At 54.3% G+C, this 25,096-nt stretch carries 28 protein-coding genes, 1 pseudogene and 2 other annotated features; of the genes and pseudogenes, 5 read left to right on the forward strand and 24 right to left on the reverse strand.

The features are described from left to right. Window positions 1-122 precede the first annotated feature (122 nt). Window positions 123-2,750: a YfhO family protein gene (locus tag FG166_RS06785; RefSeq protein ID WP_003683760.1), complete on the forward strand. Its 2,628-nt coding sequence runs from the start codon at window positions 123-125 to the stop codon at window positions 2,748-2,750. Between the two features lie 51 nt (window positions 2,751-2,801). Here the strand turns inward: FG166_RS06785 and greA are convergent, their stop codons facing one another. The 7 genes from greA to FG166_RS06820 all read right to left on the reverse strand — a co-directional run bounded on the left by greA (window position 2,802) and on the right by FG166_RS06820 (window position 9,687). Beyond that, window positions 2,802-3,278, reverse strand: coding sequence for a transcription elongation factor GreA (greA, locus tag FG166_RS06790; RefSeq protein WP_003683757.1), 477 nt, complete (start codon window positions 3,276-3,278; stop codon window positions 2,802-2,804). A 72-nt stretch (window positions 3,279-3,350) separates the two neighbouring features. Next, the gene (gene udk, locus FG166_RS06795) at window positions 3,351-4,001 is read right to left on the reverse strand and encodes a uridine kinase (RefSeq protein ID WP_023466601.1); all 651 of its coding nucleotides are present in this window, start codon (window positions 3,999-4,001) and stop codon (window positions 3,351-3,353) included. A gap of 132 nt (window positions 4,002-4,133) precedes the next feature. Beyond that, a complete protein-coding gene (gene pheT, locus FG166_RS06800) occupies window positions 4,134-6,572 on the reverse strand; it encodes a phenylalanine--tRNA ligase subunit beta (RefSeq protein WP_003683754.1) in 2,439 nt (812 codons plus the stop codon). A 5-nt stretch (window positions 6,573-6,577) separates the two neighbouring features. Further along, on the reverse strand, window positions 6,578-7,624 hold the full coding sequence (locus FG166_RS06805) for a phenylalanine--tRNA ligase subunit alpha (protein ID WP_003683751.1): 1,047 nt from the start codon (window positions 7,622-7,624) through the stop codon (window positions 6,578-6,580). Window positions 7,625-7,667: 43 nt separating this feature from the next. After that, window positions 7,668-7,869 (reverse strand) — a binding site (T-box leader). 45 nt (window positions 7,870-7,914) lie between these two features. Further along, window positions 7,915-8,247, reverse strand: a complete 333-nt coding sequence (locus FG166_RS06810; RefSeq protein WP_003683749.1) for a winged helix-turn-helix transcriptional regulator — start codon at window positions 8,245-8,247, stop codon at window positions 7,915-7,917. Between the two features lie 19 nt (window positions 8,248-8,266). Continuing rightward, window positions 8,267-8,773, reverse strand: a complete 507-nt coding sequence (locus tag FG166_RS06815; protein ID WP_035431161.1) for an HD domain-containing protein — start codon at window positions 8,771-8,773, stop codon at window positions 8,267-8,269. Window positions 8,774-8,886: 113 nt separating this feature from the next. Next, the gene (locus tag FG166_RS06820; protein ID WP_023466598.1) at window positions 8,887-9,687 is read right to left on the reverse strand and encodes a TrmH family RNA methyltransferase; all 801 of its coding nucleotides are present in this window, start codon (window positions 9,685-9,687) and stop codon (window positions 8,887-8,889) included. Window positions 9,688-9,731: 44 nt separating this feature from the next. Between FG166_RS06820 and FG166_RS06825 the strand changes: the two genes are divergently transcribed. The 4 genes from FG166_RS06825 to FG166_RS06840 all read left to right on the forward strand — a co-directional run bounded on the left by FG166_RS06825 (window position 9,732) and on the right by FG166_RS06840 (window position 12,987). Next, window positions 9,732-10,010 (forward strand): acylphosphatase, encoded by a 279-nt coding sequence (locus FG166_RS06825; protein ID WP_003683743.1) that lies wholly within the window; start codon window positions 9,732-9,734, stop codon window positions 10,008-10,010. A 66-nt stretch (window positions 10,011-10,076) separates the two neighbouring features. After that, the gene (gene yidC / locus FG166_RS06830; RefSeq protein ID WP_003683740.1) at window positions 10,077-10,988 is read left to right on the forward strand and encodes a membrane protein insertase YidC; all 912 of its coding nucleotides are present in this window, start codon (window positions 10,077-10,079) and stop codon (window positions 10,986-10,988) included. 115 nt (window positions 10,989-11,103) lie between these two features. After that, a complete protein-coding gene (locus tag FG166_RS06835) occupies window positions 11,104-11,514 on the forward strand; it encodes a peptide deformylase (RefSeq protein WP_003683738.1) in 411 nt (136 codons plus the stop codon). 156 nt (window positions 11,515-11,670) lie between these two features. Continuing rightward, entirely contained in the window at window positions 11,671-12,987 is a 1,317-nt protein-coding gene (locus FG166_RS06840; RefSeq protein WP_035431156.1) for an MATE family efflux transporter, read from the forward strand. A 164-nt stretch (window positions 12,988-13,151) separates the two neighbouring features. Here FG166_RS06840 and FG166_RS06845 read toward each other — a convergent pair whose 3' ends face one another. From FG166_RS06845 to dnaI, 17 genes and pseudogenes are all read right to left on the reverse strand, one after another. Continuing rightward, window positions 13,152-14,657, reverse strand: a complete 1,506-nt coding sequence (locus FG166_RS06845) for a HAMP domain-containing sensor histidine kinase (protein ID WP_003683735.1) — start codon at window positions 14,655-14,657, stop codon at window positions 13,152-13,154. A gap of 13 nt (window positions 14,658-14,670) precedes the next feature. After that, on the reverse strand, window positions 14,671-15,357 hold the full coding sequence (locus FG166_RS06850) for a response regulator transcription factor (protein WP_003683732.1): 687 nt from the start codon (window positions 15,355-15,357) through the stop codon (window positions 14,671-14,673). A gap of 156 nt (window positions 15,358-15,513) precedes the next feature. Beyond that, on the reverse strand, window positions 15,514-15,690 hold the full coding sequence (gene rpmF, locus FG166_RS06855; RefSeq protein WP_003683731.1) for a 50S ribosomal protein L32: 177 nt from the start codon (window positions 15,688-15,690) through the stop codon (window positions 15,514-15,516). Window positions 15,691-15,741: 51 nt separating this feature from the next. Continuing rightward, window positions 15,742-16,293: a YceD family protein gene (locus FG166_RS06860; protein WP_003683729.1), complete on the reverse strand. Its 552-nt coding sequence runs from the start codon at window positions 16,291-16,293 to the stop codon at window positions 15,742-15,744. Window positions 16,294-16,378: 85 nt separating this feature from the next. Continuing rightward, window positions 16,379-17,506, reverse strand: a complete 1,128-nt coding sequence (locus FG166_RS06865; protein ID WP_003683726.1) for a nucleotidyltransferase — start codon at window positions 17,504-17,506, stop codon at window positions 16,379-16,381. After that, window positions 17,503-18,255: a class I SAM-dependent DNA methyltransferase gene (locus FG166_RS06870; RefSeq protein ID WP_003683723.1), complete on the reverse strand. Its 753-nt coding sequence runs from the start codon at window positions 18,253-18,255 to the stop codon at window positions 17,503-17,505. Before FG166_RS06870 ends, FG166_RS06865 begins: the two co-directional genes overlap by 4 nt. Further along, window positions 18,252-18,611 (reverse strand): ribosome silencing factor, encoded by a 360-nt coding sequence (rsfS, locus tag FG166_RS06875; protein ID WP_003683721.1) that lies wholly within the window; start codon window positions 18,609-18,611, stop codon window positions 18,252-18,254. The genes FG166_RS06870 and rsfS overlap by 4 nt, the downstream gene beginning before the upstream one ends. Next, on the reverse strand, window positions 18,612-19,223 hold the full coding sequence (gene yqeK / locus FG166_RS06880; protein WP_003683720.1) for a bis(5'-nucleosyl)-tetraphosphatase (symmetrical) YqeK: 612 nt from the start codon (window positions 19,221-19,223) through the stop codon (window positions 18,612-18,614). After that, window positions 19,216-19,845, reverse strand: a complete 630-nt coding sequence (locus FG166_RS06885; RefSeq protein ID WP_003686217.1) for a nicotinate-nucleotide adenylyltransferase — start codon at window positions 19,843-19,845, stop codon at window positions 19,216-19,218. Before FG166_RS06885 ends, yqeK begins: the two co-directional genes overlap by 8 nt. 18 nt (window positions 19,846-19,863) lie before the next feature. Next, window positions 19,864-20,175 carry a ribosome assembly RNA-binding protein YhbY gene (gene yhbY / locus FG166_RS06890; RefSeq protein WP_003683715.1) on the reverse strand — a complete coding sequence of 104 codons (312 nt, stop codon included), beginning with the start codon at window positions 20,173-20,175 and terminating at the stop codon, window positions 19,864-19,866. An 18-nt stretch (window positions 20,176-20,193) separates the two neighbouring features. After that, on the reverse strand, window positions 20,194-21,318 hold the full coding sequence (yqeH, locus tag FG166_RS06895; protein WP_003683713.1) for a ribosome biogenesis GTPase YqeH: 1,125 nt from the start codon (window positions 21,316-21,318) through the stop codon (window positions 20,194-20,196). Next, entirely contained in the window at window positions 21,302-21,841 is a 540-nt protein-coding gene (locus tag FG166_RS06900; RefSeq protein WP_015639244.1) for a YqeG family HAD IIIA-type phosphatase, read from the reverse strand. Before FG166_RS06900 ends, yqeH begins: the two co-directional genes overlap by 17 nt. Before the next feature lie 58 nt (window positions 21,842-21,899). Further along, window positions 21,900-22,712, reverse strand: a pseudogene (locus FG166_RS06905) (YoaK family protein). A gap of 62 nt (window positions 22,713-22,774) precedes the next feature. Beyond that, complete coding sequence (gene rplT / locus FG166_RS06910; RefSeq protein ID WP_003686209.1) at window positions 22,775-23,128, reverse strand: 50S ribosomal protein L20; 354 nt, start codon at window positions 23,126-23,128, stop codon at window positions 22,775-22,777. A gap of 49 nt (window positions 23,129-23,177) precedes the next feature. Then, window positions 23,178-23,375 carry a 50S ribosomal protein L35 gene (gene rpmI / locus FG166_RS06915; RefSeq protein ID WP_003683702.1) on the reverse strand — a complete coding sequence of 66 codons (198 nt, stop codon included), beginning with the start codon at window positions 23,373-23,375 and terminating at the stop codon, window positions 23,178-23,180. Between the two features lie 22 nt (window positions 23,376-23,397). Continuing rightward, window positions 23,398-23,907 (reverse strand): translation initiation factor IF-3, encoded by a 510-nt coding sequence (gene infC / locus FG166_RS06920; protein WP_003683701.1) that lies wholly within the window; start codon window positions 23,905-23,907, stop codon window positions 23,398-23,400. A 47-nt stretch (window positions 23,908-23,954) separates the two neighbouring features. Then, window positions 23,955-24,087, reverse strand: a sequence feature (ribosomal protein L20 leader region). Window positions 24,088-24,124: 37 nt separating this feature from the next. After that, window positions 24,125-25,069, reverse strand: coding sequence for a primosomal protein DnaI (gene dnaI / locus FG166_RS06925; protein ID WP_035431152.1), 945 nt, complete (start codon window positions 25,067-25,069; stop codon window positions 24,125-24,127). Window positions 25,070-25,096: the final 27 nt, after the last annotated feature.

The raw sequence follows: 25,096 nt of genomic DNA on the forward strand, positions 1-25,096 counted from the left end.
ACTCTTTTTAAGGTTGCTTGGCACCTCTTTGACCACGATTTAAGCAAATTTTATGACCGATTTCTTCACCCCACCGGTATATAATTGACAGCATAAGTTGTAATGGAAAGGACCTAACCGTTTTGCATATTCAACGTCGCCATCGTCGGCTCTGGCTGACGATTAGTTTTTTCCTCCCCGTCTTGTTAATGGGGGGATACTTTGCCTACCGGGGGATGGCCCCCTTTGGTTCCTCAAGCATCCTGACCGTTGACCTCGGCCAGCAATACGTCGACTTCTTTTCCTACTTACGTTCGACGTTGCTCCACCACCCCACCAGCATTTTTTACTCCTTTTCTAAGGGCCTGGGCGGTGAAATGTGGGGAACCAACGCCTACTACCTGTTTAGCCCGCTGAACTTAATTCTCCTGCCCTTTGCCGGCAAGTTTTTGTCAGCGGGAATTCTCATTTTGGTCTTAATCAAGTACGGCTTAGCCGGTCTGTCCATGGCCTGGCTGCTCGACCAGACCACTGAGCAACACGGCGGGCGCCTGCTGGCCTTTTCGACCCCCTATTCGATGATGGGGTGGATGATCGCCAACCAATTAAACGTGTTGTGGCTGGACGTCTTATGGCTTTTGCCCCTCGTCATCTACGGTCTATTAGCTATTTTAGACGGCCGCGGCTGGCGCTTTTACCTAGCCGCCCTGGCCGTGACCATGATTGATAACTACTACATGGCCTGGATGGTCGCCCTCTTTACCCTGTTGTTTGCCGGCTGGTATTTGACCACCACCAAGGAGCCTTGGCGCCCCCGGGTAACGGCGTTTTCCCGTTATCTACTGGCTTCGATCGGCGCCACCACGTTAGCCGCCGTCGTCTTGTTACCCACCGTATTTGCCTTAACCAAGAGCAAGGGGACTTACACCTCAACGTCGGTCTCGTTTAAGTGGGAATACAACCCCCTCAAGATACTGGCTAAGTTCGTCCCCGGCTCCTTTAACTTCGACCAGATGCCAAGCGGGCAGCCCAACATCTACGTTGGCATGCTGATGGTGGCCGGCTTCTTAGCCTACCTACTGAGTCGCCGCGACCGCTGGCCGGCACGCTTAAGCGCCCTCTTGGTTACCGCCTTTTTGGTGGTTTCCTTCGTCTGGTCACCCTTAGACCTTTTGTGGCACCTCGGCCAGTACCCGGTCTGGTACCCATCGCGGTTCTCCTTTGTCTTTTGCTTCTGGCTAATCTGGTTGGCCGCCCGGACTCTTGAACCGGGAACGACCTTCTCTTGGCCGGTCGTCTTGGGCGTGGCCCTCATCTTTTTAGTCGGGGCGTTACCGCTGTTTTTCAACTGGGTGGGCTCCGTTAATTACATTTCTCAAAATCAGCTCTGGATCGGGGCGGGCTTTGCGGCGATCGCGGTGGTGATTTTAACCTTGCGGCGCCAAACCTCCCCCGCCCTAACCGACGCCTTGATCGTCTTGCTCGCCGTTTGCGACGTCTCCACGAGCGCCTTTACCGCCCTGAATAACATCTCCTACGTTTCCCAAGCCGAATTTGGTAACTACACAGCCAAACTTGATGCGGCGGTTAACACGATTAAAAAGGGTGACCAGGGTCTTTACCGCATCGCTAAGGACTTCATGCGCACCAAAGACGACCCCTTCCAGGCCGACTACAACGCCGCCGATCACTTCAGTTCGACCATGGAACCCAGTGTTTCTAGCTTCGTCGGCTCAATCGGTCAGCCCGCCGGGGACGGGTTTATCACCTACACCAACGGAACCGAATTGACCGATTCACTGCTGGGCTTTAAGTACTCACTGACGGCCAACAATAATGGTAAGCAGGCCGGCACCCAAGTCTTACCGCTGACCAGCGCCCGCTACGACTGGAACCGTCAAACTACCCTGTCTTCTTCAAAGCTCATCACGATTAAGAAAAACCCGACCGCCCTGCCACTCGCCTTTGGGGCCAGCGACCAGATCTTGAGCCTCTCCAAAAACACGTTGGACCCACTCAACTACCAGTCGCAAATTTACCAAGCACTGGCCGGCAAGTCGACTAACGATTCCTTATTTAAGGTCCAAAACTTTGATCACGTTACCTTCATCAACCTCCACGAGACCACCCAGATTACCGGGGCCGTCTTAACCAAGGTTGATTCAGCCGCCCCGGCCGCCATCCGGCTGACCTTCAAGCCGACGACTAACGACCCCTACTACCTGACCCTGGGGAACGGGATCCTAGACAGCGTGACCATCACCCGGAATGGTAAGGCCCTCAATCAATACGACACCTACCGTGACACCGTAGCCGTTTCAGTGGCCGACCACGCCAAGGGCAAATCAGTCACCATTACCATGACGCTAAAGAAAAATTCGGCCTGGCTCCAAAACGTCAGCCTGTACCGGCTCAACCAAGCCTCCTTTATGGCTGATTACCACAAGCTGGCCCAAAGCCCGTTAAAGATTACTAACTACTCGTCAACCAAGCTTAGCGGAACCGTCAAGCTCAAGAAGGGAGCCACCACCCTGATGACGACCATCCCGGCCACCGCCGGGTGGCACGCCATGGTCGATGGTCGCCCCGTTAAGTTACACAAAGTCTTAAGTACCTTTTGGGCCCTGAAATTGACCCCGGGAACCCACCAGGTGACCTTCTACTTTGTGCCACCGCTACTAATCTGGGGCCTGCTCATTAGCCTAGGCGCCTTCGCCGCTTTCTTTGCCCTCCCGTGGTGGCAAAAAGTAACAGCTCGCCGCCGGTCCTAAGCACATTTGAACCTAAAAAAGCACCGCCCCCACTGGAGCGGTGCTTTTTGCTTACTTAACGGACAGGATCTTAACCTTCATGCTGCCGTTTGGAATTTCAATTTCCACGGTGTCGCCAACCTTGTGGCCCAACAGCCCCTTGGCCATTGGTGATTCGTTGGAAATCTTACCGGACAGCGGGTCGGATTCGGATTCACCGACAATCGTGTAGGATTCCGGTTCTTCATCTGGCAATTCTTGGAAGGTAATTTCACGCCCCATCGAAACTTCGTCGGCGGCAACATCTTCGTTGTCGATGATGACGGCGTATTGCAACATCGTTTCGATTTGGCTAATCCGCCCTTCAACAAAGGCTTGTTCGTCCTTGGCGGATTCGTACTCGGAGTTTTCGGAGAGGTCCCCGTAGCTCCGCGCAATCTTAATCCGGTTAATGACTTCCGGCCGCCGAACGAGCCGTAAGTCTTCTAATTCTTGTTCTAACTTGGCCTTCCCGTCGGCAGTCATCGGGAAGCTTTTTTCTTCAGCCATTTTCTGCACCCCTTTTTATTAAAAGATCACTAGCAAACTTTACCACAGTGCCCCGGTTGCTTTCAACCAGAACTAACCTAAATTAGTGTGACCGCGTTTGACCAAGATATCGCGGACCTTGGTTGATAACAAGTCAATGGCCACCCGGTTCTCGCCCCCCTCGGGCACGATTAGATCGGCGTAGCGTTTGGTTGGTTCAACGAACTGGTGGTACATCGGCTTAACCGTCGCTAAGTACTGGTTAATCACCGAGTCAAGTGACCGCCCCCGCTCCTGGATGTCGCGTTGAATTCGGCGAATGATCCGAATGTCGTCATCGGTATCAACGTAGACCTTGATGTCCATCAGGCTACGCAACCGTTCATCATCGAGGATTAAGATCCCCTCTAAGATGATCACGTCTTGGGGTTCAACCCGGACGGTTTCCGTCGACCGGGTGTATTCCTCGTAGTTGTAAACCGGCATGTTAACGGCCTTGTTGTGGCGTAACTGGTTGAGTTGTTCGTACAAGAGATCACTGTCAAAGGCCAGCGGGTGGTCGTAATTGACCGCCTTGCGTTCTGCCATCGTCATGTCTGCTTGGTCGTTGTAGTAGGTATCTTGGGTAATGATTTGAATTGATTGGCCGTTTAAGTTATCGTAAATGGCTTTGGAAACGGTGGTCTTCCCGCTTCCCGAGCCGCCGGTCACCCCAATGATGATCGGGCGTCTATTTTCGTTCATGAATGCTTTCCTCATTTCTTATATCCGCCAAAGTATACCAGAGGGTCTTTCATCGGGCAAGTGGCGCCCGTTGTCCACGCGAAGGGCCCCAGGCGTCGGCAAGCCAACGTACTGGGGCCCAATTGGTAATTTTTAACGAATTTCTGCTTGGACTTGATCCTTTAAGTGGGCAATCACCTTGTCAAAGGCCTCGTTAACCTGGTCTTCGGTTAAGGTTCCTTGATCGGCTTGGTAAGTCAAGGTGTAGGCCAAGGATTTCTTATTAGCGGGCAGGAAGTTCCCCTTGTACAGGTCGAAGAGGTGGACGGCCTTCAGGTACGGTCCGCCGACTTCTTTGATCGCCGTCACGATTTGGGCGTTGGTTACTTTCTGGTCGACCAAGAGGGCCACGTCGCGCGTAATGGCCGGGTACTTGGAGATCAGCTGGTAGTGCTTGTCGCGCTTATCGGCTTGCAGCAGTGGTTCGAGGTTTAATTCGAAGACGTAGGTTACCGGAACCCGGTACTGCTTGGCCACGGTCGGGTGAACCTGGCCAATGTACCCCACCACTTGGCCGTCTAACAAGACGTCGGCACACCGGCCCGGGTGTAAATCGGCCCGGTCGTGGTTCGCCTGATAGCTAATTTCGCCTTCCACGGCCATGTTACGCAAGTAGCGCTCCACGATCCCCTTAACGGTGAAGAAGTCGACTTGGTTATCGTCGTCTGCCTGGTTCCAGGAGGCGGCCGTCAAAGAACCGGTCACGGCGCCGGCGATGTGCTCTTCTTCAGTCGGCCGTTCTTGACCAGCCACCGGCAAGAAGACCCGCCCTTGTTCGTAAAGGGCTACGTTGTCGACTTGGCGAGCAACGTTATAGGCAATGTCGATCAACAGGCCGGCCACGATGTTCATCCGGGTCGCCACGTGATCAGAACTCATGGGGTAATCCAAAAGCATCGGCTGGCCGGCTTGCGGGTTCACTTGGAACTGGGCGGCTTGTTCGGCGGTCAGTAAGGAGTAGGAGATGGCTTGGTTTAAACCGACCCCTTGCATTACGTGCCGCGACGCCCGTAAGAAGCGTTGCCGTTCGTTTAGCCCCCCCAGCGTCTGGGTGCCGGTCGGCAGGGTTGATGGGATGTTGTCGTAGCCGTACAGGCGGGCAATTTCTTCGTACAAATCGGCCTTAATGGCGATGTCCCAGCGGCGGGCCGGCACTTGCACCAGCAGCCGGTCATCGTCAAGCGCCTGGCTTGCAAAGCGCAGGCGGTCAAAGAGGTTCACCAAGTCGGCTTGGCTCAGTGACAGGCCCAAGACGTCGTTGACCCGCTTGGTGGATAATTCAATCGGCGTTACCTGAACGGCTTCTTCGGTCGCCGTAACGATCCCCTTGGTGACTTCCCCGCCGGCCAGTTCGCTCAGCCAGTAGGCGGCTTCGTTGAGGGCCACTTCCACCGTTTCCGGGTTGATCCCCCGTTCAAAGCGCATGGAGGATTCGGAGTGCAGGTCTAGGCGGCGGGCCTGCTTACGAACCATAACCGGGTCAAAGATGGCGGCTTCCAAGGCGACGTTGACGGTTTGGTCGGTAACCTTGGTGTCTTGGCCCCCCATCGTCCCCGCCAGGGCGGCCGGGCGGTCACCGTCACACACCAGAATGTCTTGGCTAGCCAGGGTCTGTTCTTCCCCGTCCAGGGTGGTGAACTGCTCGCCCTCCGCAGCGTGACGGACCTTGATTTCGTGGCTGGTCAAGCGGTCGTAGTCAAAGGAGTGCAGCGGTTGACCGTACTTAACCAGGATGTAGTTGGTTACGTCCACCACGTTGTTAATTGGCCGGATGCCGGCGTTCCACAGGCGGATTTGCAGCCACAGGGGACTGTCTTGAATGTGGACGTTTTTGATCACCCGCAGCTTGTAAGTCGGCGCCAGTTGTTGGTCGGCGACGGTCGCCTTGATCAGGTCGGCAGTCCGTTCGGTGCCGTTTTCAACCACTTCATGGCTGGTGAAACCATTGTCCAGGGCGTAAATGGCGGCCAGGTCGTTGACGTTACCGTAAATTGACAGCATGTCGCCCCGGTTTGGCGTCACGTCGGTATCGATGATCGTGTCGTCCATCCCCAGGTATGAAAAGACCGGCGCCCCGACTTCGGCGTCGTCCGGCAGGTACCAAAGGCCCTCTTCGTAGGCCTTTGGTGCTACCTTATCGGTGAAGCCGATTTCTTGGAGGGCACACAGCATCCCGTTGGATTCTTCGCCGCGCAGCTTGCTCTTCTTAATCTTAGTGCCATCGGCCAGCTTGGCCCCGGCCAGGGCGGTGATCACCTTCTTACCGGCGACCAGGTTTGGCGCCCCACACACGATTTGAACGGTCGTGTCTTCGGCCACCTTCACCTGGGCAATGTGCAAGTGATCAGATTGGGGGTGGTCCTTGATCGATTCGACCAGGCCGACCACCACCTTTTGCAGGCCGTTTTGCGGTGAGTATACGTCGTTAATGTCCACGGAGGTCCGGGCGATCTTTTCGGCTAACTCCGTCGGGGTGATCCCGTTTTGTTCAAGCGGCAAGTAGTGGTTTAACCACTGGTATGATACTTTCATTCAACTTATCCTTTCTGGTCAAACTGGGTCAAGAAGCGGACGTCATTTTGGTAGAAGTCGCGGATGTCTTCCACCCCGTACTTGAGCATGGCAAACCGGTCCGGGCCCAGCCCAAAGGCAAAGCCGCCGTAAACTTCCGGGTCGACGCCAGACATCTTCAAGACGTTTGGGTGCACCATTCCGGCCCCCAACACCTCGATCCAACCAGTCCCCTTACAGATTGAGCAACCGGCCCCCAGGCAATTAAAGCAAGTGATGTCGGCCTCGACGGACGGTTCCGTGAACGGGAAGTAACTCGGACGCAGACGCACCTTGAGCTGGTCGCCAAACAGGTTTTGGGCCACCACCTCTAGGGTCCCCTTTAAATCGGCCATCGTGACGTGTTCACCGACCACGATTCCTTCAACCTGGTGGAATTGGTGGCTGTGGGTAGCGTCATCGGTGTCACGGCGGTAAACCTTCCCCGGTGAGATCATCTTCAACGGCCCCTTGGAGAAGTCGTGTTGTTCCAGCATCCGGGCCTGCATTGGCGACGTTTGGGTCCGCATCAAAACAGACGGGGTCACGTAGAAGGTGTCTTGCATGTCGCGGGCCGGGTGGTCCTTTGGCAGGTTCAACTTTTCAAAGTTGTACACCTCTTGTTCCACTTCGTCCCCCACGGCCACTTCATACCCCATCCCGATGAAGAGGTCTTCTAGTTGGTCGATGATTTGTTGTAAGACGTGGGGCTGCCCTTGGGCCACCGGGGTCCCCGGCAGGGTCACGTCAATGGCTTCAGCCGCTAACTTCGCGTCCAAGACCGCCTTTTCCAGTTGGGCCCGCTTTTCTTCTAGCGCTGCTTTTAATTCGTCGCGGATTTCGTTAGCGAACTTCCCCACCTTTGGCCGTTCGTCGGCGGACAGGTCCTTCATCCCCCGTAAGACTGAGGTTAACGGGCCCTTCTTTCCCAACAACTTAACCCGCACGTCATTGACCCGGTCCAGGTCGTCACTTTGCTTGATTTCTTCCAGTCCTTGCTGGCGTAATTCTTCCAGCCGCTCCTTTAAGCTCATAAAAGCCTCCTTGTTTTCGATGGTAAAGAAAAAGCCCCGTCCAAAAAGGGACGAGGCTTCGCGGTACCACCCTAGTTCTTGACAATTGCCAAACACTTTTTTGATTGGTAACGGTAATCAACCGGGTACAAGTACCGACTCCGGAAGTGAAATTCGCTGCTGAAGTAGTGGTTGGGGTTCCAGTTGCTACCCCGACCTCCCTGAAACTACTTGTGACAGTTACTAGTTTCCATCACTGTCTTTTTAAACAGTTAACATTGTACTCATTGCCACTGCCTTGGTCAAGGGGGTTAGCACCACTTATCGCTCCAGTTATGAACGGCCGCCATTACGGGGGCGAGGTCTTTCCCCTGTTCAGTCAGCGAGTAATCAACCCGGCTTTCCCCCGGGTAGGTGTTACGACTGACAATCCCCTCTTGTTCCAGTTCCTTGAGCCGTTCGCAAAGGACCCGGTCACTGCACCGGTCAATGCTAGATGCTAAATCCTTAAACCGTTGGCTTTCTTCGTGTAACAAAACTTCGATAATCAACCCGTTCCACTTCTTGCCTAAAATGGAAAAGGTGTGCGAAAAACGGGGACACAAACAGAAGGTGTCGCTCCGTTCCATCGTTGCTTGATCCATACAAATCCCCCTCAAATGATTAACTAATTTGGGTTGCCTTCACCCGTTCACGACGCTTGCGTAAACGTGCCCGCACTGGGCCAAAGAATTCCTGCTCCGCTTCGTAATCATCAACAAGGGATACAATCAAACTTTCCCAGTAACGGGGGACGGCCACGGTGGCGCCAAACATGTGCTTTAAAATAATGTCTTTTTCCTTGTTGGAAAGCGACGTGATTTTTTCGGCATTACGAAGGGCCACCCGGGGGTGGATGAAGGCATGCGTCCCCAAGTCGAACTTGGTCGTCCGCCAATCGTAGTAAAATAAATCGTGTAGCAAACCAGCCCGCGCCGTTGCCTGGTAATCCAGGTTTAGACGTTTCGCCAGCCGGTAACTATCGTAAGAAACCGCGATTGAATGTTGCAAGCGGTTGGAGTGGTGGTGCTGCGTGTAATTAGCTAACTTTTGGACCGCTGGTTGTTCCAGCAGGTCACTGACAAGTGCAACGTATTCTCCGTCCTGGCGCCATTCGTTCTTTGATTTCATTAATTGCATTACCCCTTTGCTTGCTTTAGTTTACTTTATTGTACACGATTCCTGAACAAAAGGGGAGTTAATCGCCCTTTGTTTTTGTAAGTAAAACCAAATTTAACCGGATCTTAACCGTTTAACGCGTCGGCCAGTTCAAACATCAAAATGCCGGCCGAAACGGCGACGTTCAGCGATTCCGCTTGGCCACGCATCGGAATGTAGAGGTTGGCGGTCGTCTGTTTCAACAACTCCTCGCTCATCCCGCGTCCTTCGTTACCCATCACCAGGGCAAAGCCCCCCTGCGGCGTGACGATTCGGAAGTCCTTCGCCGCCGGGTTTAACTGGGTCCCGTAGACCGGGTACCCGGCTTGTTTAACGTCTTCAAACCACTTCTTTAAGTCGCCCTCGTACAGGGCCAAGTGAAACTGGCTCCCCTGCATGGAACGAACCACCTTGGGGGAAAACAGGTCGGCGCTCCCGTCCCCGGCGACCACGCCGGCAAAGCCAGCGGCGTCGGCCGTGCGCACCATCGTCCCCACGTTCCCCGGGTCTTGAACCCGGTCTAAAAAGAGCCAGGCTCCGCTCAGGTCGGTGGCCACCTGATGCAGATCCGGTAGGTCGGCCACCACCATGATCCCCTGGGGGGTGACCGTTTCCGTAACGGCCGCCATGATCGCCGGGGTCACGGAATAGACCTCTTTAAAGCGTGCTACAATATCAGGGTGAGCCGCGAGTTCTTCTTTAGTGCCGATTAACTCGTGCAGACCGCGGTCGGCCTGAAGGGCTTCGTTAACCAGGTGCCACCCTTCCAGTAGGTAGCGCCCCTGTTGCTTGCGTCCCTTTCTGGTCTGGAGCTTCTTCCACTCCTTAACCCGGGCGTTTTTGACCGACGTTAATTCCTCTACCAATTCTTTCACCTCAAAATCCATTTCCATTCATCTTACCACGAACAACACGAAAGGACGATCTTACCATGATTAACTACCACTTACTTGTTGCCGGCCGGGTGCAGGGGGTTGGCTTTCGCTGGGCGACCCTTGAAATTGCTAACGAACTGGGCCTGGTCGGCTGGGTCAAAAACCGCGCCGACGGCCAAGTTGAAATCGTCGTTCAGGGCCAGCACGCAGCGGTGCGCACCTTTTTAAAAAGAATCCAAGCTGGCCCCAACCGCTGGGCCCAAGTCGACCGGGTGCAAGTTAAGCAAGAAAACCTCGCCGACTTCGCCGATTTCAGCATTCGAGAAGGGTTCTAGTGGTATTAGAGCCTTCTTTAGGGTAAGATTGTTCTTATAGTGATTTTTGAAAGGGAACTTTAACAAATGAAGAAAAAACGCTTTTTGGTCGCCGGGGGCCTAACGATGGCCCTCACCCTCCTTAGTGGTTGTGTCCGCACCACCAAGAGTGGGAAGCCATACGGAATGGTTTACGACTACCTAGCCAAGCCAATGCAACACCTGATGGAATGGTTTGCCGGCCTCTTTGGCAACTCCTACGGTTGGGCCATCGTCGCCCTCGTGGTGGTGGTCCGCTTGATCCTCTTGCCGCTGATGATGAGCCAAATGAAAAAGTCCACCATGATGCAAGAGCGCATGGCGATGCTACAACCACAGATGCGGGCACTCCAGGAACGGCAAAAGCGGGCGAAGACCCCCGAAGAACAGGCGGCCGCTAGCCAGGCCATGATGTCGTTTTACAAGGACAACAACGTCTCCTTAACCGGTGGGATCGGCTGCTTGCCCCTCTTAATTCAGCTGCCGGTCTTTTCGGCCCTCTACTTTGCCATCCGCTACTCCCCAGACCTGGCCCAAGCTTCCTTTTTTGGCCTCCAGCTCGGGCAACGGAGCGCCCTGTTAGCCATCATGGCCTTCGTCGCCTACCTAATTCAGGGCTGGCTATCGATGCTAGGCGTGCCCGAGGACCAAAAAAAGCAGATGCGCATGGCCCTGATGATGAGCCCGATCATGATCCTCTTCATCTCTTGGCAAGCATCGGCCGGGTTAGGCCTGTACTTTTTCATCGGTGGGGTGTTTGCGATCCTGCAAACCTGGTTGGTTAACATCTACCGGCCACGGATCCGCAAGCAAATCCACGAAGAAATGAAGAAGAACCCACCAAAGCCGGTTGAGCCACTCGTTACCACCCCGGCTAGTGCGGCCCCGGCCAAGGGTGCCACCAGCGCCCCGCGACCAAGGAAAAACCGCAACGCCGGCAAGCAACACCACCACAAATAACAACGGTAAGTAAAAATAGCTGGAGATCAAAGCGACGATCTTCAGCTATTTCTTTATTACTTACCCGTGTATTAAGTTTAGTCGTTGTCACACCCAACTTTGAAAGGAGCTTTTCATGATTTACCCCATCAACCACGATCAACAAGTCCTCCAGCAACCCGCCCGGCCGGCGACAAGCGCCGACCGCCAATTAGCCGAAGCCTTGGTCGCCACCCTCACCGCCCACCAAGACCACTGCATTGGCATGGCGGCCAACATGATCGGCTTTCCAGTCTCCATCATCGCCGTTAGCCTCGGCCCCGTTAACGTGGCGATGCTCAACCCGCGGCTGGTTAAAAAAGCGCACCCCTACCAAACCAAAGAAGGGTGCCTATCGTTAACCGGTACCCGGTCGACCACCCGCTTTGAACGAATCACGGTCGCCTACCAGGACCTGACGGGAGCACAACAAGAACTCGAACTAACCGGGCTGGCCGCCCAAGCCGTCCAACACGAGTGCGATCACCTACGGGGGATCCTGATCTAACCCCGCCTCCTTGACCACCGCCGTTACTTCTTGCTAGAATCACAGCTGAAACAAATATGGAACGTTGGGGTCGCCGGGTCCCACACAAATTTCACTAACGACTTGCTTACAGGCGCCCACTTGGGGGAGGCAGTCTTTAAAGGAGTTAGAATCGCTATGACCAACACCCCCAACATCATCAAGGAAAGTAATCACTACATCACCCGTAACATTGCGGCCTCACTGGGGCTTTCAATCTACGTAATCATCGATACCCTCTTCATCTCAATTGCCGCCGGGCCGCTGGGACTGACCGTCTTAAACCTGGCCCTCCCCCTCTTTTCGGCCTTTAACGCAACTGGGCTCTTATTGGGGGTTGGTGGGGCGGCCTACTACTCGTTAAACAAGCTCACCCACCCCGAGCGGGTCGAGCACTTGTTTAGCCAGCTAATTATCTTCGTGGCTGGACTGGGGATCCTGGTGACCATCCTAATCAACCTCTTTGCCACCCCACTTTTGCACCTACTAGGAGCCAACGCCGCCACCTTACCAATGGGGCTAACCTACGTGCGGATCATTAGCCTGGCGGCCCCCTTTTACATGGCCAACTACATTGTGGTCAACTTCGTCAGAAACGACGGCAACCCTAACCTGACGATGATCGCAACTTTAACCGAAACCACCGGGGTGATCCTCGTCGATTGGTTGTTCATCTTTGGCCTCGGTCTGCATATGGAAGGGGCGGCCCTCGCCGTCCTCTTTTCACCGGTCTGCAGCCTGACGGTACTGTCTTTTCACCGCCGTTTCAAGGGCCGCCAGCTCCACTGGTACTGGACTTGGCCGCGCCTGAAAAGCGTCGCCACCGCCGCCCGGCTTGGGGTTGCCGCGGCCTCTAACGAACTGGCTAACGGGGTTTCGATCTACGTCTTCAACCTCGTCTTGTTGCACCTGGCTGGTAACTACGCCGTGGCGGCCTACGGGGTGATTTCCAACATCGCGATTGTGACGATTGCGATTGCCAACGGGGTTGCCCTCGGGGCCCAGCCACTAATCTCACGCGAAGTCGGCGACCACCGCTTCACCGCCGGCAAGCAGATCCTAAACCACGCCTTTAAGATCACCATTAGCCTGGCCCTCTTATTAACCCTGATTTTAGTCCTGTTTAAGGGGCCGATCATCGGAATCTTCAACGCCGAGCACCAGGCCCAACTGGTTAAGTACGCCACGGTGGGGTTACCAATCTACTTCACCTCGGCCGTCTTCACCGCCATCAACCTGATGGCAATCATCTTCTTGACCGCCATCGGGTCCTCGCGGTTTGCCTTCGTCCTTTCCTTTTTACGGGGCTACTTGATCCTCATCCCAATGATCATTGGCCTTGGGGCCATCCTCGGCATTACCGGGGTGTGGGCGGCCGTGCCGATAACCGAATTCTTAGTGACCATGCTCGCCCTGCTTTTGATCAGGGCCCGCTTAAAAGAATGGGGACACTAAAATAAGAGCCTGGGAGAAAACCGTGTTTTCTCCCAGGCTCTTATTTTATGCTCGAATGTTAGACCAACACGTGGCAACTAACCGCCGGTTGGCTGCCTAAGCAAGCCGAAGAACGGTGCGTGCTACACCATCCTCCCCCTCTTCCGGCCGGCCCGCCGGAAGGGTTATTTACCACTTTCCTTGTTTTTGGCTTCTTTTTCGTCACCTGGTTCCACGATCGGCAGGGTAATCCGGAACAGCGAACCGGACCCCAGCTGGCTTTCCACCGTCACCGTTCCGTGGTAACCCTCCACCAGGCGTTTGGCGATCGCCAACCCGAGTCCGTTACCACCCTTCTTACGGCTCCTGGCCTTATCAACCCGGTAGAAGCGGTCAAAGACCCGGTGAAGATCCTCTTGAGAAATTCCTTCCCCAAAGTCTTGCACCCCAATCTCAACGGCCCGCAGGTTCCGGGAGAGCGACAGGTGGATTTCCTTGCGCTCGTTGGAGTACTTAACGGCGTTATCACAGAGGATGATCAGAATTTGCTCGAGGTGATCCCGGTAAACCGGCACCAAGACGTCCTCATCTAGGTCATCATCCAGGCTGAAGTGAAAGTCCGGGTGAATCATCCGGAAGTTATCGTAGACCTGATTAACTAGCTTTTTGACCGGCGTGGTGGCGTTTCTAAAGTTAACTTCAACCTGGCCCGCCCGGGTCAAATCAAGCATTTCTTTAATCAGGGTGTTCATCCGGTTCGTTTCGGCTAGGGCCGCTTGAATCGATTCTTCCAGTTGCTTGGGGTCATCCTTACCCCACCGCTCTAGCAGCTGCATGTGCCCCTGAATGATGGCCACCGGGGTCCGCAATTCGTGGGAAACGTCGCCCACGAACTGGGACTGTTGATCAATGTAGCGCTGGGTGCGGTCGATCATTTCGTTGAACATCCAGGCCAATTCACCTAATTCATCGTTCCGACTGGTGACCGGCACCCGGCGATTCTTGGTTGGGTCATCAGACAAGACCTCCACCGTTTCCTGGATGTCATTTAGCGGTCGTAAGAGGAAGTAGGATAAGAAGTAGCCCATCAGGCCCGAAAAGATCACCACTAAGCTGAGGGCCAAAATTGAGATCAGTTGTAGGCGCCGGTAGTGCTGGAAGTAATTATCCAGGTTGTTTTCCACCTGCAGGTAGCCGATCACTTGGTGGGTCTTGGAACTGCGGATCGGTACCCGCCCGATCAGGTACTGGTGCTTTTTGCCACTCACCGTTTTAATGGTCTGCTCACTGACCTTTTGAAAGCCCTGATTTTCCTCCCCGGTGGCAAAGAGATCCTTACCACTACGGTTATAAACCGTCACGGTCAGGTGGCCATCCGACAGGCCCTGGACAACCGGGCGGCGGTATACCTTTCCACTTCCCGCCTCCTTGGGGGTTAGGGCGTTGTCCTTGAGGGTTTGGTCAACTTTACTTGCGGTGAGCTCGCTCTCAGACGCCTGGCCTAGCTTTTGGCTAATGGCCATTAACGATTGGGTTAGCGTCTGGCGTTCTTGGCCGAGCAAGTCCTGGGTGAATGAAGAGAACAAAACCATCACCACCGCCAGCGAGATGATTAACGACCCCAACGCCGTTCCCAGGGCCCACTTTAATTTGAGGGAGACGAAGCGGTTCCCCCGCTTTCGTTCGTCCATTGCCACCACCTACCTAGGAGCGGATAACGTAACCGGTCCCACGAACGGTTTGGATGTAGCTCTTTTCACCCGGCCGGTCAATCTTGTTGCGCAGGTAACGAATGTAGACATCGACCACGTTGGTTTCCACCTTGGAATCGTACCCCCACACCTTGGATAAGAGTTCCTTACGAGACATGACCACGTTAATGTTTTCCATCAGGATCAAGAGCAGTTCGTATTCACGCTTGGTCAGGTTGATCACCTCGTCGCCGCGCCGAACCACCCGGTTTTCCTTTTCAATCGTTAGGTCTTTGTAGGTCACCGTCGTTTGGTGAACGCTGTTGGCGTCGCCTTCAATTGAAATCCGCCGTAACAGTGCCCGCACCCGAGCCAACAATTCTTCAATGGCAAAGGGCTTAACGATGTAATCATCGGCCCCGTGGTCCAGGCCAGAGACCCGGTCAATGACCGAATCCCGGGCGGTCATGATGATAATTGGGGTGTCCTTGACTTCCCGCACCCGGCGCGCCACTTCCAGTCCGTTTAATTCCGGTAACATCAGATCCAATAAGATGACGTCAAAATCCTGGTTTAAAGCCGCATCTAACCCCTGGCGGCCGTCCAGTTCAACATCCGTTTCGTAACCATCATGCTTCAGTTCTAGTTCAACGAAGCGTGCCAGGTTTTCTTCATCTTCAATAATTAAAATCCGACTCATATCTTTTTCTCCTTACAATCGCACACTATCCTAATTTAACTATCGCCTATTTTATCATAGAACTCTCATTAACCCTAGTAAGGATTAATGCAGGATTCCCCTCCCATAAAAAAAGGGCTTCCCCAGGTCCGGCGCCTAAGGGGAAGCCTTTTTGATTTAGTTGTTTTCAACAACTTGCTTGCCATCGTAGTAACCACAACTTGGGCAAACCATGTGGGACTTACGAAGCTCGCCGCATTGTGGGCAAGGTGCTAAGCCCGGAACGGTTAACTTGATGTGTCCCCGACGGTTACGCTTACGGGTCTTTGATGTCTTCCGTGCTGGTACAGCCATGTATGACACCTCCTTAAAAATTTTTATCCACTAGTGGTTTCTAACCGTTCGCTAATCACGGCTATCCTGATCAGGAAATAAGTTCTTTAACTTAGCGAAACGTGGATCAACTTGATTAGTCTGCTCCTCATCAAGGGTTGCCTCATCGACCATTGACCACCCCTTCCCCTCTGGCAAGCGCTCGGCGGCTTCTTCAGCCGGCGTCAACACCCGCAGCGGGACCTGCTCAATGATGTTTTCCATCACGATTTCATCTAGATCGATGACGCCGGAAGGACCAAGGGTCAAGACTAGTTGATCTTCTTCTTCGTAGCGCCCGCGGTGACTATCATCCGGCAGGTAGGTTTCAGTGATCGTAAAGTTTAGTGGCAACTCTACGGGAGCAAGGGATCGGCTTGAGGGCACCGTCAGCACCAGCTCAACGCGGGTACTAAGGGTGGCATTCCCCTTGTCATAGCTTAAATAACCATCGACCGTGACTGGCGTGGCCGCCAGAACGGTTTCAGGAAACCGATCGGTCAGTGATGCGTTCAGATCCAAAGTACTATTAATGTGCAATGGCTCATCTTGGTAACGATGTAAGTCAGATAATGCCCACTTCATGGTACTAACCTCCTAATGCAACGTGCCTAATTATACCCGGGTCCCCGGGCCTTGTCAACGGTTTTCCCTTGACACCACACGGCTTTTACACCAGGCGAATTGGCCCCCGGGTTAAATCCTGCTCTGGGGTGCCAAAGAACTGATAGAGCTTGCCCGCCCGGTAGTCAAGGGCCAATTCGGCGTTTTTCATCCGCTGGTTTACCTTGGTGATTAACGGGTAGGACAGCTCCTTTTTGACCTGGTGCAAGTAGGCCTGGCCAGCGGCCGTGAAACCTAACACCCGGTGGTAGGGGTGGTAGTTGGCCATGTCCTGGTCGGATAAGTTCAGCGTCAAGTAAAAGGCTACCCGCATCAGCCGGCCGTACGTGTAGCGCTTGGTCTTGACCGCCTTTAGAAAGGAGGTGAAGTCCCGGTGGCGTTCCGCGGCCTCCTTGAGCCGGTTCTCTAAGCCTTCTTTGACCTGGTAAGTTTGTTCAAGTAGGGACGCCGGCGTTTGAATCAAGTGGTTGGCTAAGAGCGGGTAGAGTTGCTCCCAGTTGGGAATCGTCGTTAGCTTGGCCAGGGCGCTAGCCGTTTGGGCGGGTACCGTTTCCGTAACGTCTTGGTGCCCTTTAACCGCCTGGCGGATCGCACCAGCCGATGAGATCGCCCCGGTCAACTGCTGATCGGCGTAATGGTTATCAACGCGCTGGATCGGCTGCAAGTGAAAGCCAAAGTCCCCGGCGGCCTTAGCCCGGTGGTAGGCAAAGGCCAAGATATCGTTGGGATCGGTTAGGGCATGGCCAGTCACCGCTTCCAGTTGCTGATTAAACTGGGTGGCGTAGGTATTGTTGAACTGGTGGAAGGCGGCCTGGTTAAAGTCTTGCTCGGCTTTTACCATCGCCGCAAAGTCCCAGTCCGGGTGCTCGGCACCAAACACCACGTCGGCAACTTGTAAATCATTTAGTAACGATAAGGCCCCCATGGCAAAGCGGTGGGCCGGCTGAACGGCGTCGGCAACCGGTAGCTCCACCACTAGGTCGACCCCGTTTTGTAAGGCGGCCAGTGTCCGGGACCACTTATCTAAAATGGTCGGCTCCCCGCGCTGGGTGAAGTTCCCCGACATGACGGCCACCACCACGTCCGCCCCAGTCAGGCGCTTGGCCTGGGCTAGGTGGTAACGGTGTCCGTTATGAAACGGGTTATACTCAACAACAAGTCCCACGGCCTTCATTTAATGGTCCCCCCCTTTTGGCAGACGAAAAACCACCGCGTCGTGTCATCCTTAACCTCGTGGCGGCCAAAGTCGGCGCTGACTTGGACCTGGTCGAAGCCAGCCACCTTTAGGGCCGTCAGGTAGTCGGCCAGCGGGTAGGTCCGTTCAAAGTGGGTTTCACTCAGGCGCCGGTAGCTGCCGTCGCCCTGTTGAATGAAGAAGGTCAAGTCGTGAATGACGCCGTGAGCCACCTCTTCGTCGGCAAAGCTTTGCCACATGAAGGCCCGGGTGTGATCCTCGTCTTGGTAATTAAAGGAGTAACCCGGGTAAACCTGATCGGTTTGGTAGGGGGTAATCACGTCAAACAAGAACTTTCCGCCCGGTGCCAAGTGCTGGCCGGCCTGCGTCAGGGCCGCGTTCACCTGCGCTAGGTCATTTAAGTAGCACAGGGAGTCGGCAAAGCAAGTAATGGTCTGAAACTGGCCCAAGCCGGTTAGGTCCAACATGTCGGCCTCCACCAGGGCCAGGTCAACCTGAGCACTTTGGGCGTGCTGGTCGGCCAATGACAGCATCTCCACACTCAAATCGGCATCGGTGACGGAAAAACCCTGCTTGGCCAGGCGAACGGCCAGGCGACCGGCGCCCCCCGCTAGGTCTAACAAGGTCCCCGGCGCTTGCACCTCTCGCATCACAAACGACTGCCAATCAGCGTAGAGCTGGTCGTCAAATAGTTCGTCATATAGTTGGGCGAAGGTCTGGTAAATCATTCGGCTTCAACCCAGGCACTCAGGTTCACCAGTGGCGCTTCGGCCCACAGCTTTTCCAAGTTGTAAAATTCGCGGGTTTCTTCGCGGAAGATGTGAACGACCACGTCCCCCAGGTCGACCAGGATCCACTGGGCCGCTTCCTTCCCTTCGACGGAGCCGATTTCAACGTGTTGCTCGTGGGCCTTTTCGACAATGGCGTTGGCGATTGCCTGCACTTGACGATTGGAGCTCCCGGTCATGATCACGAAGTAGTCGGCCATCAGGCTGATTTGGTCCACCTTTAGGGCGACGATGTCTTCGGCCCGCCGACCGTCCGCGGCCTTAACGACCATTTCTAATAACTCTTTGCTTTGCATTTAATCTTCCTTTCCGTTGCTTGGCACCCACGCGTTGTAGGTCGCCAGAGTAGTTGGATAAATGGGCTTGCCCGTTGATACTAAGTACATCAGGGTTTGTTTGGTTTGCAAGGCGACTCCCTTGGCCAGGCTTTGGTGGGTGACCTGGCGAGCCAGTTCAACCCCCTCAAAATCACGCCCCGGCTCAATGTAGTCGGCCATGTAAACGATCTGGGCTAGCTTGGTCATGTACGGCGCCCCGACCGTGTGCTGACGAACGGCGTCTAAAATCCGTTGGTCGTGGCACCCCAGTTCATCGGCCACCAGCTCGGCTCCCACTACCCCGTGCCAAATGGCGTTGCCGTAGTTTAAGAGTACGGGATCAAGGTGCTTTTCCTTAATCGTTGCAATGAAGTCTTGGTCGGGGCGTTGCTTAGCGTAATCGTGGCACAAAGCGGCGATGCTAGCTAGTTCCAGGTCGACCCCATTTTCCTTGGCCAATTCGATGGCCGTTTCTTCGACCCGCAAGACGTGGTCAAACCGCTTCTTTTTCATGGCGTGGCGAAGCTTATCCACCAATTCGGCACGACTCAGCGGCAGTAACTGTTGGTGATACTCTAATTCGTTAGTCAATGTATAACTGATGCTCCTTAATGTAATCCTCGACGGCGCGTGGCACCATGTAACGAATCGACTGGCCAGACTTCACCCGGGCCCGGATGTCCGATGACGAGATGGCAACCGTCGGCACGTCGACCCAGATAACCGGGTACTGGGCCTCGTTTTTGGCCCCCTTGCGCCGGACCCCCACGAAGTTAACCATCTCCACCAGTTGATCGATCTTGTTCCAGGTTGGCAGGTAGTCGACCATGTCACCACCGATAATGAAGTAGTAATCGGTATCTGGGTGACGCTCCTTTAAGGCCTTGATCGTATCGTAAGTGTAGGAAACGCCCCCGCGGTTAATTTCTTCCATTTCGATGTCAAAAAAGGGGTTATCGGCAACGGCCAACTTCAGCATATCCACCCGTAGATCGGCGGCGATCGTGCCCTTGTGATCGCGGTGTGGCGGTTGCATGTCCGGCAAGAAGGAGACCTTATCTAAGGACAGGGTCCGCCCGACTTGCTCGGCGACCAATAAATGGGCGTTGTGAACGGGATTAAAGGTTCCGCCGTACAAACCGACCCGGCGGTGCCTTTCCGCTTTAACCTGTTGGGGTTGAACCTTTGGGATAACGTTTACCACTGCTTGCACCACATTTCACCCCGCAATCTAGATTTTAGCCACCCGCACTGAGAGGTCTTGGAAACGGGGGTTTTCGGCCACCTTAAATAGCACCAGGACCCGACCGATTACTTGTACCACTTGAATCTCACTGTTTTGTTCGATGTAGTCCTTGACCTCTTGGGCCGTGGCGTCACTGTTTTGTAAGATATTCACCTTCATTAACTCCCGCTTATCTAAGGCGCCGGTTAATTGGTCAACCCAGGCCGGCGTCAAGCCGTTTTTCCCGACCGCAAAGAGCGGTTGTAGGTGATTGGCTTGCGCCCTTAAAAAGCGCTTTTGCTTTCCGCGTAAATTCATTTAATTCTTCCTCACTTTCTATATCATGGCCCGCCGTACTAAGACGCCGACGCCCTTCGGTGCCCAACCAGCAACCACCAGCCCCGCTGGGACGGTGATCCAGCCAAGCCCTTCAAAGACCAGGTCCGACTTTTCCGTAATCGCAAATTCAAACCGTTCCAACGGCGGGAACTGATCAATTTCGTTTTGATGCGGCGGAACTAAGAGGCCGCCCAAATGCTTTTCATAAAAGGCATCGGCATTGGCCAGCTTGGTTCGGTGCAGGGGGAGGTTGTTGTCAAAGTAGGCGGTTAGACCAGCCCGCGGCCCCTTCAGATAGTCAAAACGGGCAATCCCCCCCAAGAAAATCGTCTGCTGCTCATCCAGCTGGTAGGTCTTGGGCTTGATTTCCTTTTGGGGTGCCACCAGCCGTAGGTCCTCAGCCGGCAAGACGTGGGCCATTTGCTCTTGGTGGATGATCCCCGGGGTGTCGACCAGTTCGTGACCGTCATCCAGCGGAATTTCGATCTTATCGAGGGTCGTCCCCGGGAAGCGCGAGGTGGTGATTAGGTCTTCCACCCCGGTCCGTTGCTTAATGATCTGGTTGATCAAGGTCGACTTCCCCACGTTGGTCACCCCAACCACGTACACGTCGCGACCCTGGCGGTACTTCTCAATCGTGGCCAGTAATTCTTCGACCTGGTGATTCTTTTTGGCCGAAACCAAGGTTGTCATCAGGGGCCGAATCCCGGCTTGGTTGGCCTGTTGACGCAGCCAGTCGGTTAGCTTAGAGCGGCGCAGCGACCGCGGCAACAAGTCCTCTTTGTTCCCGACCAAAAGGACCGGGTTCTTACCGACGAAGCGGTGCAGGCCCGGGATGATCGAGCCGTTGAAGTCGAAGATATCCACCACGTAAACGATCAGGGCGTTGGCCTCGCGGATGTGGCTAAGTAAGCGCAAAAAATCGTCGTCCGTCAAGGAAACCGGGGCGATCTCATTATAGTGGCGCAAGCGGAAACACCGCTGGCAGTATAACTCACCGGTTTCCAGCCCTTTGTTCAGTGCCGACGCCGGCGTGTAGCCCAAGGCGTCCTTGTCTTCGGTTTGAATTACCGCCCCGCAGCCGATGCAGCGCAGTTCTTCGTCCCTATTTAATTCCGTCATTCAATCCCTCCTGCCAGGTTTGTTCGGGGTACTTCTTTAAGAGGCCCTTTTTGACCCCCTTTTCCATCAAGCGGTTGAGTTTGGTATTCCACTGGTCACTGTCGAGTAGTGGCCGGACCAATATGCTACGGACGCCGGCAACGTTAGCGGCGGCGATATCGGTCAACAACTGGTCACCCACCATTACCACCTCGCTGGCTTCAAGGCCCAGGCGCGTCCTGGCCCGGGTAATGCCAAACGAAAGTGGTTTGAGGGCCCGGGAAACGAAGGGCAGGTTCAGGGGTGACACGGCCCGCTCCACCCGGCGGTGACTGTTATTGGAAATCACAATCAAAGGAATCCCCGCTTCCTTTAAGGACGTCATCCAGTCCTTTAGTTCCTTGGTTCCGTTCGGGTTATTCCACGCAATCAGGGTGTTATCCAGGTCGGAAAACACGGCCCGAATCCCGGCTTCCTTCAGTTCCGCCGGACGAACGTGATAAATCGAGTTCACCATCCACGTTGGTTTGAATTTCTCTAGCACAATTTTCTCCTTGTGTGTTTAGTCATTACCACCATTATAGTAATTGTCGCCTGGGGCTTCAATCTAAGTGACCATCATCTTGGCCCGACCGGTAAAAGGGCGACTTAGTGTACTGACTACGCCGGTACAACAAGAACGCGTACAAACCGCTGACGATCGTCAACAGGACCGACGCTCCCCAAATCGTCGTCGTCCCCCAAACCCGTTGTAAGACTGCCGACAATAAGGCCCCCAGGATAAAGGCGCTCACTAAACCGGTGTAGTTAACCGCCGCCGTTAGGCCCTGTCGATCCCCTTCCAAGAAGTACGCACACCAACCGGTCACCGCCTTTTTTAGGTTCCCGGTCGAAAAAACGTTGTTATACCCCAGCCCTTCAATCTTATCAAAGGCTAGGTTTAACATCGCCATCCCAAAGGCTAGCGGTGGCACCACCAGGTTATTGGACCAGGTGGTGGGGATCAAACCGATCACCAAACAGATTAAAATTACCGGCAGTAAGCTGACAATGCGCCACTAATGGGTTCGGTGGTGAACCCGGAAGTAGGCAACGGTCACCAGTCCTAAGATAAAGGCCACAAAGGTCCACAACTTGGTCACCAGGCCTGGTAAGTTGTGTTGCGCTAATTCAACACTGAAAAAAATGATGTTACCAGTCTGACCGGCCGCTAGCGTGTTGCCGCGCAAGCCATAGGTGTAAGCATCAATGTAGCCCCCGCAAAAGGTGAAGGCGAGCGCTAACCAACGGTACTGGTATAAGTGGTCACGGTTATAGATTGGGGATTGCTCTTTGATGACGTTGCCTCCAATCGTAGTTAGGTGGTAAACAACAATGGCCCCCAGCAGTTCGAAACGAACATTACTGGAGGCCAATTGTTAAAAGCAAGAACCGCCCCAGAGCGGCCTTTGCCTAATTTATATCCCGACTAATTGAATTAGTTCAGGGCCTTCTTAGCTTCGTCAACCACGGCCTTGAAAGCGTCGGCGTCGTTAACTGCCAAGTCAGCAAGCATCTTACGGTTGATGTCGATGTTAGCCAACTTCAGGCCGTGCATCAGCTTGGAGTAGCTCAGACCGTTCATCCGGGCACCGGCGTTGATCCGGGCAATCCAGAGTTCACGGAAGTTACGCTTGTTCACCTTCCGGTCACGGAAAGCGTAAGTGTAACTCTTCATCACTTGGTCCTTGGCCGTCTTGAATAAACGGTGCTTAGAACCAGTGTAACCCTTTGCTAACTTCATAATGCGCTTCCGACGAGCGCGCGTAACTGTTCCACCCTTAACTCGCATAGTGGTATCCTCCTACAAATTTAAATAGTTTTCGCTGTGCGTCCCGCAATTACTTAGCAGGAATCATCTTCTTGTAACGCTTTACGTTAGACTTGTCCATCATGGAAAGACCACGCAATTGACGGCGTTGCTTCTTGGTCTTACCGTGGAAACGGTGAGAAGTAAATGAGTTACCACTCTTGAAACCACCCTTAGCGGTCCGCTTGAAACGCTTGGCTGCAGCGCTCTTAGTCTTCATCTTTGGCATAACGAATTCCTACCTTCTTAATTTATTTTTTTGCTTTATCAAGCGGGGCAAGCGTTAAGAACATGCTCCGCCCTTCCATCTTTGGCCGTTGCACAACCGTGGCGATGTCTTTGGTTTCCTCCGCCATCCGTTCAATCATGTCCCGACCGATATCCTTGTGGGTAATGGCCCGGCCACGGAACCGTAGGGAAACGCGCACTTGATCACCCTTTTCGATGAACTTCCGTACCCGACCTAACTTAACGTTAAAGTCGTTGGTGTCGATCGTGGGGCTTAAGCGAATTTCCTTGACGGCAACCGTCTTTTGGTTCTTGCGGGCTTCCCGTTCCTTTTTTTGCATCTCAAAACGGTACTTCCCGTAATCCATGATCCGCGCAACCGCTGGGCGAGCCTTGGGTGCAACAAGCACCAGGTCAAGGCCGGCATCCTCTGCAAGTTGCAATGCTTCACGCTTGGACTTAATACCAAGTTGTTCCCCGTTCTGGTCGATCAGGCGAACTTCCCGCGCACGAATACCGTTATTGACAATCATTCCTTGAGCTATGGCAACACACCTCCAATTTGATTAGCGAAAGAAAATTAAGCAAGAAAAAACGGGAGTGCACACACACCCCCGCAAAGCGAACTAACCCTAATGGTCATTCGGATTTAATCTCGTCAGCCCGGCGACTCCAATCACCTAGGCGAGAAGCGGGTGCTTCTACTTTTTCTTTCAACGTTTACTAATATACTAAATCCCCCGCCCGAAGTCAAGCCCTTTGTTCTTGACGGAGGTTACGGCCGCTGACCGGGACTTCTCGGGCCAAAAAGCGAATCCGTTCCATAATCCGCTTAGCCTTTAGGGGCTCCTGGTTCCCTTGGGTATCGACCGCCAGGTGGGCCTCTAACTCAACCATGGTGAAGTTGGAAGAGAAAAAGGTCGGTAGCTCCTCTTGCATCCGGTACTCCAAGATAACCCCCAAGATATCGTCGCGTAGCCAGGTCGATAAAGCATCGGCGCCGATATCATCGAGCATTAAAATTGGGGCCGCCTTAACCCGGTCGCGCTTTTGGTCGAGGGTGTTATTGGCGATCGCCCCCTTCATCTGCACCGCGAAGGTGGGGAAGTGAACTAAGGTTGACTCAACCCCGCGGCCGGCCAGTTCGTTTGCTAAGGCGCCGAGCAAGAAGGTCTTGCCCACGCCAAAGCTGCCGGAAAAGTAGAGGCCTGGAACAAAGCCTTGGTTGGCCAAGTAACGGTTCATAAAGTCCGTCACCGCCATGAAGGCCTGCTGGCGACTAGGCGAGGTCCGTTCGGGTTCCATGTAAAAGGTATCAAACGAGGCCTGGCGGATGAACTTGGGCATGTTGATGGCTTGGACCCGGTTAAGGCGGGCCTCTTGTTCGCGTTGTGCGTTTAACTGGGCGGTCGGAACGTAGGTCACGGCGATTTGCCCGTTGGCCAGTTCGAGGCGGGGCGCATACCCCGGGGCGACCGTTGCCCGGCCGGCGCGCATTAACTCCCGTTCCCGGTAGAATTCGTACAGTTTTGAGTAGCCGCGCTCAATGGTTTCGACCGTTAGGGAGTTCGCGTTTTGCGCCAGAAACTGGTGGACTTCCGGGTCGTTTAAGACGTGGTCGACGAGTTGCTGGTAGGCCTGGTTATTATCGCGGGCCTTTAAAGCGGCGCTAACCGCCTGGTTGATTGATTGCATGGCCATCCATCCTTTCCGTTGACCACT

This window comes from Limosilactobacillus fermentum (assembly GCF_013394085.1).
Lineage (GTDB): Bacteria > Bacillota > Bacilli > Lactobacillales > Lactobacillaceae > Limosilactobacillus > Limosilactobacillus fermentum.